The sequence below is a fragment of the Pseudomonas sp. IT-P253 genome (assembly GCF_949768125.1).
Lineage (GTDB): Bacteria > Pseudomonadota > Gammaproteobacteria > Pseudomonadales > Pseudomonadaceae > Aquipseudomonas.
Genome location: NZ_CATKPT010000025.1, coordinates 50,285 through 61,517, shown reverse-complemented (window position 1 = coordinate 61,517; position 11,233 = coordinate 50,285). Strand labels below are relative to the sequence as shown.

At 58.9% G+C, this 11,233-nt stretch carries 7 protein-coding genes; all 7 read right to left on the bottom strand.

Going from position 1 to position 11,233, the window contains the following annotated elements:
- Positions 1 to 39: 39 nt before the first annotated feature.
- The 7 genes from rpsA to gyrA all read right to left on the bottom strand — a co-directional run bounded on the left by rpsA (position 40) and on the right by gyrA (position 10,992).
- Positions 40 to 1,734, bottom strand: coding sequence for a 30S ribosomal protein S1 (gene rpsA / locus ACM6IR_RS15420; RefSeq protein WP_201118498.1), 1,695 nt, complete (start codon positions 1,732 to 1,734; stop codon positions 40 to 42).
- Between the two features lie 120 nt (positions 1,735 to 1,854).
- Complete coding sequence (cmk, locus tag ACM6IR_RS15415) at positions 1,855 to 2,544, bottom strand: (d)CMP kinase (RefSeq protein WP_414908525.1); 690 nt, start codon at positions 2,542 to 2,544, stop codon at positions 1,855 to 1,857.
- Positions 2,541 to 4,781, bottom strand: coding sequence for a bifunctional prephenate dehydrogenase/3-phosphoshikimate 1-carboxyvinyltransferase (locus ACM6IR_RS15410; RefSeq protein ID WP_414908524.1), 2,241 nt, complete (start codon positions 4,779 to 4,781; stop codon positions 2,541 to 2,543). The genes cmk and ACM6IR_RS15410 overlap by 4 nt, the downstream gene beginning before the upstream one ends.
- Complete coding sequence (gene hisC / locus ACM6IR_RS15405; RefSeq protein WP_414908523.1) at positions 4,774 to 5,886, bottom strand: histidinol-phosphate transaminase; 1,113 nt, start codon at positions 5,884 to 5,886, stop codon at positions 4,774 to 4,776. The genes ACM6IR_RS15410 and hisC overlap by 8 nt, the downstream gene beginning before the upstream one ends.
- Positions 5,887 to 5,898: 12 nt before the next feature.
- Positions 5,899 to 6,993 carry a prephenate dehydratase gene (gene pheA / locus ACM6IR_RS15400; protein ID WP_007899727.1) on the bottom strand — a complete coding sequence of 365 codons (1,095 nt, stop codon included), beginning with the start codon at positions 6,991 to 6,993 and terminating at the stop codon, positions 5,899 to 5,901.
- A complete protein-coding gene (serC, locus tag ACM6IR_RS15395; protein WP_414908522.1) occupies positions 6,993 to 8,078 on the bottom strand; it encodes a 3-phosphoserine/phosphohydroxythreonine transaminase in 1,086 nt (361 codons plus the stop codon). The genes pheA and serC overlap by 1 nt, the downstream gene beginning before the upstream one ends.
- Before the next feature lie 253 nt (positions 8,079 to 8,331).
- On the bottom strand, positions 8,332 to 10,992 hold the full coding sequence (gyrA, locus tag ACM6IR_RS15390; protein WP_414908521.1) for a DNA gyrase subunit A: 2,661 nt from the start codon (positions 10,990 to 10,992) through the stop codon (positions 8,332 to 8,334).
- Positions 10,993 to 11,233: the final 241 nt, after the last annotated feature.

Here is an 11,233-nt window from a genome sequence, read left to right as displayed (position 1 = left end):
GGGCGACCGAAGTCGCCCTTTTTCATGGTCTGACAGAACTTAGTTCTGTTTTTCCATCTGTGCACGCAACAGGTCGCCCAGAGTGGTAGGACCAGCAGCAGGTTCCGAAGTCGCTGGCTTGTCGCGCAGGCTCTGGATTGCTTCTTTCTCGTCTTCAACGTCTTTCGACTTGATCGAGAGCTGGATTACACGGCTCTTACGGTCAACGCTGATGATCTTGGCTTCTACTTCTTCGCCTTCTTTCAGAACGTTGCGCGCGTCTTCAACGCGGTCACGGCTGATTTCGGAGGCTTTCAGAGTTGCTTCGATATCGTCGGCCAGAGTGATGATGGCGCCTTTAGCGTCAACTTCTTTCACGATGCCTTTAACGATTGCGCCTTTGTCGTTCTCTTGAACGTACTCGGAGAACGGATCGCTTTCCAGTTGCTTGATACCCAGGGAGATACGCTCGCGCTCTGGGTCAACCGACAGGATAACGGTGTCCAGCTCGTCGCCCTTCTTGAAGCGGCGAACGGCTTCTTCGCCCACTTCGTTCCAGGAGATGTCGGACAGGTGAACCAGACCGTCGATGCCGCCGTCCAGACCAATGAAGATACCGAAATCGGTGATCGACTTGATGGTGCCGGAGATTTTATCGCCCTTGTTGAACTGGCCAGAGAAATCTTCCCATGGGTTAGATTTGCACTGCTTGATGCCGAGGGAGATACGACGACGCTCTTCGTCGATGTCCAGAACCATAACTTCCACTTCGTCGCCGACTTGTACGACTTTCGAAGGGTGGATGTTCTTGTTGGTCCAGTCCATTTCGGAAACGTGTACCAGGCCTTCAACGCCTTCTTCCAGTTCAGCGAAGCAGCCGTAGTCGGTCAGGTTGGTTACGCGAGCGGTAACGCGAGTGCTTTCTGGGTAACGGGCTTTGATAGCAACCCATGGATCTTCGCCCAGTTGCTTGAGGCCCAGGGAAACACGATTGCGTTCGCGATCGTACTTCAGAACCTTGACATCGATCTCGTCGCCAACGTTGACGATTTCGGAAGGATGCTTGATACGCTTCCAAGCCATGTCGGTAATGTGCAGCAGGCCATCGACGCCACCCAGATCGACGAATGCGCCGTAATCGGTGAGGTTTTTGACGATACCTTTGACTTGTTGACCTTCCTGCAGGGATTCCAGCAGAGCTTCACGCTCGGCGGAGTTCTCGGCTTCGAGGACACTGCGACGGGAAACGACAACGTTGTTGCGCTTCTGGTCGAGCTTGATGACCTTGAATTCCAGCTCTTTGCCTTCCAGGTGCGTGGTGTCGCGCACTGGACGGACGTCAACCAGAGAACCTGGCAGGAACGCACGGATGCCGTTAACGTCGACAGTGAAGCCGCCTTTAACCTTACCGTTGATAACGCCCTTGACCACTTCTTCGGCTGCGAAGGCTGCTTCCAGAACAATCCAGCATTCAGCGCGCTTGGCTTTTTCACGGGACAGCTTGGTTTCACCAAAGCCGTCTTCAACCGAGTCCAGAGCAACGTGAACTTCGTCACCGACGTTGATAGTCAGGTCGCCAGCGTCGTTGTAGAACTGCTCAAGCGGGATGAGTGCTTCAGACTTCAGGCCAGCGTGAACGGTTACCCAGCGAGCCTGGTAATCGATATCAACGATAACACCGGTGATGATGGAGCCTGCCTGAAGGTTCAGGGTTTTTAGGCTTTCTTCAAAGAGTTCCGCAAAGCTTTCGCTCATTTTAATTCCTGTTGAATAAGGGCGAAGGATACGCCCATCTCCACATCCCAGACGACGTGGGTTACGTTCATTAGAAGAAACGGCTCAGGACTATGACTGGTCCCCTGGGTCGCTTCTGGGTCACCCGGCAATATCGCGAATGGCGATCTCGCTCATGATGCGTTCCAGCACCTGATCGATGGATAATTCCGTGGAATCCAGCTGTATGGCGTCAGCCGCCGGTTTGAGCGGGGCTACCGCTCGCTGGGTGTCACGCTCATCGCGAACACGTATCTCATCTAGCAGACTCGACAGACTAACACCATCGACTTTGCCCTTCAACTGCAAGTATCGACGGCGCGCACGCTCCTCGGCACTGGCAGTGAGGAAAATCTTCAGCGGCGCATCCGGAAAAACCACGGTGCCCATGTCGCGACCGTCGGCCACCAGCCCCGGAGCCTCCTGAAATGCCCGCTGGCGCTGCAGCAGCGCCTCGCGTACGGCGGGCAGCGCCGCGACCTGGGACGCGCCAGCGCCGACACTTTCAGTGCGAATCACATCACTGACTTCATCGCCCTCCAGAATGATTCGCTGCAATTGACCGTCCGTCGCAGCGATGAATTGCACGTCCAGATGAGCGGCGAGCGCCTTCAGCAACTCTTCATTGGTCAGATCAACACCATGATTGTGTGCCGCGAACGCCAGCAAACGGTACAGCGCGCCGGAGTCCAGCAGATTCCAGCCCAGGCGCTTCGCCAATATCCCGGCGATGGTGCCCTTACCGGAACCACTCGGACCATCGATGGTGATGACTGGCGACTTATTGATCACGACTGAGCCTCTTCAGCAACCCGGATACCGACCTGCGCGCACAGCGCGAGGAAGTTGGGGAACGACGTCGCGACGTTGGCGCAATCATGGATTCGGATCGGTGCACTGGCGCGCAGCGAAGCAACGCTGAATGCCATGGCAATCCGGTGGTCTCCGTGACCATGCACTTCGCCGCCGCCGATCAGGCCGCCATCGATAATGATGCCGTCCGGGGTTGGTTCACATTTGACGCCCAGCGCCAGCAAGCCATCGGCCATGACCTGAATACGGTCCGACTCCTTGACTCGCAACTCCTCGGCGCCACGCAGAATGGTCCGCCCTTCGGCGCACGCTGCTGCCACGAACAGTACCGGGAATTCGTCGATGGCCAGCGGAACCAGCGCTTCCGGAATCTCGATACCTTTGAGTTTAGCTGCACGTACGCGCAAGTCAGCAACCGGCTCACCACCCACTTCACGCCGGTTTTCCAGCGTGATATCGGCGCCCATCAAACGCAGAATATCGATCACGCCGATACGGGTCGGGTTAATGCCTACGTGCTCGAGCACCAGCTCCGAACCTTCGGCAATCGACGCAGCCACCAGGAAGAATGCCGACGACGAGATATCACCCGGCACTTCAATGTGGGTCGCGGTCAACGTGTGGCCGGATTCGACCGACGCGGTTGCGCCGCTGACGCTGACCGGATAGCCGAAGCCACGCAGCATGCGCTCGGTGTGATCGCGAGTCGGAGCGGGCTCGGTGACGGTGGTCTTGCCTTCGGCATACAGACCCGCCAGCAGCAGGCAGGATTTAACCTGGGCGCTGGCCATCGGCATGGTGTAGGTCAGGCCTTTGAGCTTGTTGCCGCCACGAATGGTCATCGGTGGACGACCTTCCGCCGCAGTCTCGATCACCGCACCCATTTCACGCAGTGGATTGGCCACGCGATTCATTGGGCGCTTGGACAGCGACGCGTCGCCGGTCAGGGTGCTGTCGAAGTTCTGCGCAGCCAACAGGCCAGACAGCAGACGCATCGACGTACCGGAGTTACCCAGATAGATCGGGCCCGGCGCAGGTTTCAGGCCATGCAGGCCAACACCGTGAATGGTCACACGACCGTGGTGCGGACCTTCGATCACCACCCCCATGTCGCGGAAAGCTTGCAGCGTTGCCAGGGCATCTTCGCCCTCAAGGAAACCTTCCACTTCAGTGACACCCTCGGCCAGGGAGCCGAGCATGATCGAGCGGTGGGAAATCGATTTATCGCCCGGTACACGAATCCGCCCAGTCAGGCGGCCACCAGGTTGTGCCAGGAAAATCAGGTCGTTGGAGTTCATAGCGTCCACATAGGCCCGGCGGGCCAGGATTTTACTGAAATGCTCGCGGGCAACCCGGGCGCGAGTGAATACGCCCAACAATTGGTGCCCGTCCCCTGCATCGACCGCGTCGCGCAAGGCGTCGAGGTCGCTGCGAAATGTATCGAGTGTGCGCAGGACAGCTTCGCGGTTGGCGAGGAAGATGTCGTGCCACATGACCGGGTCGCTCCCGGCGATTCTTGTGAAATCGCGGAAACCGCCCGCAGCGTAGCGGAAGATCTCAAGATTTTCATTGCGCTTGGCCAACGAATCGACCAAGCCGAACGCCAGCAAGTGCGGCAAATGGCTGGTCGCCGCCAACACTTCGTCGTGACGCTCCACCTGCATGTGCTCGACATCGGCGCCCAATTCACGCCACAAGCGATCGACCACGGCCAGGGCGGCCGGATCGGTCTGATCCAGCGGCGTCAGGATCACTTTATGGCGACGGAACAACTCGGAATTGGAAGCCTCTACCCCGCTCTGCTCGGAACCGGCAATCGGGTGTCCAGGCACGAAACGCGACGGCATGCCGCCAAACGCTTCGGTGGCCGCACGCACCACATTGCCTTTGGCGCTGCCGACGTCGGTAAGAATGGCTTGCCCCAGGTCCATGCTGGCCAAGCGGCCGAGCATTTTTTCCATGGCGAGGATCGGGACGGCGAGCTGAATTACATCAGCCCCCTGGCAAGCAACGGCCAGGTCTTCTTCGCAGCGATCCACCACGCCCAACTCTACGGCGAGCTTGCGCGACTGTGGATCGAGATCAACCCCGACCACCTCACGGCACAGGCCACTTTCACGCAAGCCTTTGGCAAACGAACCGCCGATCAACCCCAGACCGACCACCACGAGGCGGCCGATCCCAGGCTCAGCAGAAGGTACAGTCACATCAACCACGAGCCAGAACCTTGGTCAGTGCCTCAAGGAAGCGGCTGTTTTCAGCCGGCAAACCGATGGTGATGCGCAGGTGGTTCGGCAGGCCGTAGTTGGCCACCGGACGCACGATTACGCCTTCACGCAGCAAGCCCTGGAAAACCGGAGCCGCAACGCGCTCCACATCCACACAGATGAAGTTGCCCTTGGACGGAATCCAGCCCAACCCCAGCTCGCGCAAACCCGCTTCCAGTTGCTGCATGCCGGATTCGTTCAGCCGACGACTTTCAGCCAGGTACTCGGCGTCTTGCAATGCCGCGCACGCGGCCGCCAGGGCCAGGCTGTTAACGTTGAACGGCTGACGCACACGGTTCAGAACATCCGCAACCACCGGAGTGGACAAGGCATAGCCGACGCGCAATGCCGCCAGCCCGTAAGCCTTGGAAAAGGTACGCGAGACCAGCAGGTTCGGGTACGCCGCCAGGAAATCCAGACCATCGGGCAGGTCACTGCCTTCGGCGTACTCGATGTACGCTTCATCCAGCACCACCAGCACATGTTCCGGCACGTCCTGCAGGAATTCGTCCAGCGCTTCGGCGCCAAACCAGGTCCCGGTCGGATTGTTCGGGTTGGCGATGAACACCACACGCGTGTCGGCATCGATCGCGGCCAGCATGGCCGGCAGGTCATGGCCCCAGTCTTTGGCCGGGATCACTTTGGCCTGGGCGCCAACGGCCTGGGTCGCGATCGGGTAGACCGCGAACGCGTGCTCGCTGAACACGGCGTTCAGGCCTGGCGCCAGATAGGCGCGCGCGACCAGCTCCAGGATGTCGTTGGAACCGTTGCCCAATGTCACCTGATTCAGCTCGACACGGCACTGTTCGGCCAGCAGGGTTTTGAGTGCAAAACCGTTGCCGTCTGGATAACGGGTCAATTCGGCCAACGCCTCATGAATGGCCGCCAATGCCTTGGGGCTCGCGCCCAACGGGTTTTCGTTGCTCGCCAGTTTGACGATGCTGGCCGGATCGATGTTCAGCTCGCGAGCCAGTTCATCCACGGGTTTGCCCGGAACGTAAGGCGAAAGTTGTTGCACGCCCGGCTGTGCCAGAGCGAGGAAGTTGCCACTCATTTGCTACCGCCCTTAGAGAACTGCTTTCGGGTAGGAGCCCAGCACTTTGAGTGCTACCGCTTCCTGACTGATCTTTTCCAACACACCTTTGACCAATGGGTCGCGGTGATGACCGACGAAGTCGATGAAGAACACGTAGGTCCACTTACCGCTACGCGAAGGACGCGTCTCGATGCGCGTCAGATCAATACCGTTGTCGTGGAACGGCACCAGCAACTCATGCAGCGCGCCGGGTTTGTTGCTCATCGAGACAATGATCGACGTTTTATCATCACCGGTCGGCGGCACTTCCTGGCTGCCGATCATCAGGAATCGCGTGGAGTTGTCCGGACGGTCCTCGATTTTCTCGGCCAGACGGGTCAGCCCATACAAACCTGCCGCCATGTCGCCGGCAATCGCCGCCGAGTTCCACTCACCCTTGACCCGCTTCGCCGCTTCGGCGTTGCTGGACACCGCCACGCGCTCGACATTCGGGTAATGGGCGTCCAGCCACTTGCGGCACTGGGCCAGGGACTGGGCATGGGAATAAATGCGGCTGATGCTGTCGGTCTTGGTGTTTTCACCCACCAACAAGTGGTGGTGAATCCGCAACTCGACTTCGCCACAGATGACCATGTCGTGTTCGAGAAAGCTGTCGAGGGTGTGGTTGACCGCGCCCTCGGTGGAGTTTTCCACCGGGACCACGCCAAAGTTCACCGCACCGGCAGCCACTTCACGGAACACTTCATCGATCGCCGCCATTGGCTTGCTGATCACGGCGTGGCCGAAGTGTTTCATGGCCGCCGCCTGGGTGAAGGTGCCTTCAGGGCCGAGGTAAGCCACTTTCAACGGCTGCTCGAGGGCCAGACACGAAGACATGATTTCGCGGAACAACCGCGCCATTTCTTCGTTGCCCAGCGGCCCCTGGTTTCGCTCCATCACGCGCTTGAGCACCTGAGCTTCACGCTCAGGACGATAGAACACCGGCACTTCGCCTTCGGCCAGCGAGGCCATTTTTACTCGCGCAACTTCCTGGGCGCAGCGTGCGCGCTCACTGATCAGCTCCAGGACTTTTTCGTCCAGGGCATCAATGCGCAGGCGCAGTGCCTTGAGTTCTTGCTCAGACATTAGCCGTGTTCCTTCTCGAACTCTGCCATGTACGAAATCAGTGCGTTGACCGCAACGATGTCGACGGCGTTATAGATGGAGGCGCGCATGCCGCCCACGGAACGGTGACCCTTGAGATTCAACAGGCCACGCTCGTCGGCACCGACCAGGAATGGCTTGTCCAGACGATCGTCCGCCAGGCGGAACGGCACGTTCATCCACGAGCGATCCGACTTGTTGATCGGATTGCTGTAGAGGCCACTGGCGTCGATGAAGTCATACAGCGTGCGCTGTTTCACTTCATTGAGTTTGCCGATGGCTGCAACACCACCCTGCTCTTTCAGCCACTCGAATACCAGACCCGACAGGTACCAGGCCAGGGTTGGCGGTGTGTTGTACATCGAGCCGTTATCGGCCGCGATCTTGTAGTTGAGCATGGTCGGGCACAGCGAACGGGCTTTGCCCAACAAGTCTTCGCGAACAATGTTCACAACGATGCCGCTCGGGCCGATGTTTTTCTGGGCACCGGCGTAGATCATGCCGAAGCGCGAAACATCGATAGGACGCGACAGGATGTCCGAAGACATGTCGGCGACCAGCGGAACGTCACCGGTTTCCGGAATCCACTGGAATTCCAGACCGCCAATGGTTTCGTTCGGCGCGTAGTGAACGTAGGCCGCATCTTTCGACAGCTTCCATTCGTTCTGGCCGGGAATAGCGAAATAATCGTAAGGCTTGGCAGTCGCGGCAACATTGACGTGACCGTAGCGCGAAGCTTCTTCGATGGCTTTCTGCGACCAGATACCGGTGTCGATATAGTCCGCGGTGCCGCTTTCCGGCAACAGGTTCAGAGGAATCTGAGCAAATTGCTGGCTGGCGCCACCTTGCAGAAACAGCACTTTATAGTTCGAAGGGATATTCAGCAGATCACGCAGATCCTGCTCGGCCTTGGTGGCGATGGACACGAACTCATCACTGCGATGGCTCATTTCCATGACCGAGAGGCCCTTGCCGTGCCAATCAAGGAGTTCACCCTGGGCGCGCTGCAGGACAGCTTCGGGAAGTGCCGCAGGACCGGCACAGAAGTTATAGGCTCTCTTGCTCACATCCAATCTCGCTCTGATTTGGTGGTATCACGCAATAAATCGCATTATCTGTCGACACAGGGTTCCTGCTGAAGCAAAACATGTGTGGGAGCGAGCCTGCTCGCGAAAGCGGTGTAACAGGCGACATCTTTGCCGAATGTCAGTCCGCCTTCGCGAGCAGGCTCGCTCCCACAAGGAATCGCCATAGGTGTCGATTTTTCCGTAGGGACAAACAACAAGGGGGCGAATTTTCATCCGCCCCCTGCTTGCCCGCTTATTCCTGTGGTTCTTCGTCAGCGGCGGCGTCGAGTTGCTGATCTTCAACAACGTCGTCGATCACGACTTCGCCGTCGAACACTGCACCCTCTTCACCTTCCAGCTCTTCGCCTTCGCCTTCGACTTCCGACGGCTCCTGAACCCGCTCCAGACCTACCAGCGTTTCGTCACTGGCCAGCTTGATCAGGGTCACACCCTGGGTGTTACGACCCAGGCTGGAGACTTCGTCGACACGGGTACGAACCAACGTGCCCTGGTCAGAAATCAGCATGATCTCCTCGCCGTCGAGCACCTGGACCGCGCCGACCAGTCGGCCGTTACGGTCGTTGCTGACCATGGCGATAACGCCCTGACCGCCACGCTTGTACTCAGGGAACTCGGTGATCGCCGTGCGCTTGCCGAAACCACGCGCCGAAGCGGTAAGGATCTGGCTGCCTTCTTCCGGGATCAGCATGGAAATCAGCTTCTGGCCTTCCGGCAGACGCATGCCGCGGACACCACGAGCGGTACGGCCCATGGCGCGAACGTCGGTTTCCTTGAAGCGAGTGACCTTGCCACCGTCGGAGAACAGCATGACTTCGCGCCCGCCATCGGTAATGGCGGCAGAGATCAGTACGTCGCCTTCATCCAGCTCCAGCGCGATCAGGCCGACGCTGCGTTGACGGCTGAAGGATTCCAGCGGGGTCTTCTTCACGGTGCCTTTGGCAGTGGCCATGAAGATGAAGTGACCTTCGGTGTATTCATCGACCGGCAGCATAGTGGTGATGTATTCATCACTGTCCAGCGGCAGCAGGTTGACCAACGGACGACCACGGGCGGCGCGGGACGCTTCCGGGATTTCGTAGGTTTTCAGCCAGTACACTTTGCCTTTGCTGGAGAACAGCAGCAGCGTGGTGTGGCTGTTGGCGACCAGCAGGTGAGCGATGTAGTCCTCATCCTTGACGCCAGTAGCCGATTTGCCTTTACCGCCACGACGCTGAGCCTGGTACGCAGCCAAAGGCTGGGTCTTGGCGTAGCCACCGTGGGAAATGGTCACGACGCGCTCTTCTTCCGGGATCATGTCACCCAGGGTCAGGTCGAGACGGGCATCGAGAATCTCGGTGCGACGCACGTCGCCGTATTCGGCGCGGATTACTTCCAGTTCTTCGCGGATCACTTCCATCAGGCGCGTAGCGCTGTTGAGGATGCGGATCAGTTCGCCGATCTGGTTGAGGATCTCTTGATACTCGGCCAGCAGCTTTTCGTGCTCCAGACCGGTCAGACGGTGCAGGCGCAGTTCCAGAATGGCTTGCGCCTGTTCCGGCGACAGGAAGTACTTGCCTTCGCGCAGACCGTATTGCGGGTCCAGGGTCTCTGGACGGCAAGAGTCGGCACCGGCACGTTCGACCATCGCGACCACGGCGGAGGATTCCCAGGCCGTGCTGATCAGCGCTTCCTTGGCTTCCGACGGCGTTGGCGAAGCCTTGATCAGGGCGATGACCGGGTCGATGTTCGACAGGGCAACCGCTTGACCTTCAAGGATGTGGCCACGCTCGCGGGCTTTACGCAGCTCGAACACGGTACGACGGGTTACCACTTCGCGACGGTGACGAACGAATGCTTCCAGCAGGTCCTTGAGGTTCAGGATCCGCGGACGGCCGTCGATCAGCGCGACGATGTTGATACCGAATACGGCTTGCAGCTGGGTCTGGGCGTAGAGGTTGTTGAGGATCACCTCTGGCACTTCGCCGCGACGCAGCTCGATCACAACGCGCATACCGTCCTTGTCGGACTCGTCGCGCAGTTCGGTGATGCCTTCGAGCTTCTTCTCTTTAACCAGCTCGGCGATCTTCTCGATCAGACGGGCCTTGTTCAGCTGGTAAGGGAGTTCGGTGATGACGATCTGCTGACGACCACCTACCTTGTCGATGTCTTCGATGATCGAGCGGGCGCGCATGTAAATGCGGCCGCGACCGGTGCGGTAGGCTTCGATGATGCCGGCGCGACCGTTGATGATCGCCGCGGTCGGGAAGTCCGGGCCGGGGATGTACTGCATCAACTCATCGATGGTCAACTCAGGGTTGTCGATGAGTGCCAGGCAACCGTCGATGACTTCACCGAGGTTGTGTGGCGGGATGTTGGTCGCCATGCCCACGGCGATACCGCTGGAGCCGTTGACCAGCAGGTTGGGAATACGGGTCGGCATGACCGCCGGGATCATTTCGGTGCCGTCGTAGTTCGGCACCCAGTCCACGGTTTCTTTGTGCAGGTCAGCCAGCAGCTCGTGCGCCAGCTTGGTCATGCGCACTTCGGTGTATCGCATGGCCGCGGCGTTGTCGCCGTCCACCGAACCGAAGTTGCCCTGACCGTCTACCAGCAGGTAGCGCAGCGAAAATGGCTGCGCCATTCGAACGATGGTGTCGTACACCGCGGTATCACCGTGCGGGTGATACTTACCGATCACGTCACCGACAACACGGGCAGATTTCTTGTACGGCTTGTTGAAGTCGTTACCCAGCTCGCTCATCGCGAACAGCACACGCCGGTGCACGGGCTTCAAGCCATCGCGCGCATCCGGCAGTGCCCGCCCGACAATTACGCTCATCGCGTAGTCGAGGTAGGACTGCTTCAGCTCGTCTTCGATATTGACCGGGAGGATTTCTTTGGCCAGTTCGCCCATGAGAAGCCTGATTCCTTTTTCTGGTGAAACTTCGTCACATCCATATGGGACGAACGAAGCTCGCCGCTGCAGGCTGAGTGCCATGCACCGACTTACGACAAATCAACGAGTTATGCCATGGATCTGCGCAGTAAAGGTAGCCACATCGGGCTACCTTGGAAACCGCCGGATGTTATCACAAGAGCCGCCACGCACCTATCCCCCTGATGCGCATGGAGCATAGTTAGTTGACCGGTGACAG

What these genes read in the sequence shown, in the direction of transcription:
- gyrA (WP_414908521.1), bottom strand. Translation starts at nt 10,992, where the DNA reads ATGGGCGAACTGGCCAAAGAAATCCTCCCGGTCAATATCGAAGACGAG.
- hisC (WP_414908523.1), bottom strand. Translation starts at nt 5,886, where the DNA reads ATGAGTGGCAACTTCCTCGCTCTGGCACAGCCGGGCGTGCAACAACTT.
- pheA (WP_007899727.1), bottom strand. Translation starts at nt 6,993, where the DNA reads ATGTCTGAGCAAGAACTCAAGGCACTGCGCCTGCGCATTGATGCCCTG.
- rpsA (WP_201118498.1), bottom strand. Translation starts at nt 1,734, where the DNA reads ATGAGCGAAAGCTTTGCGGAACTCTTTGAAGAAAGCCTAAAAACCCTG.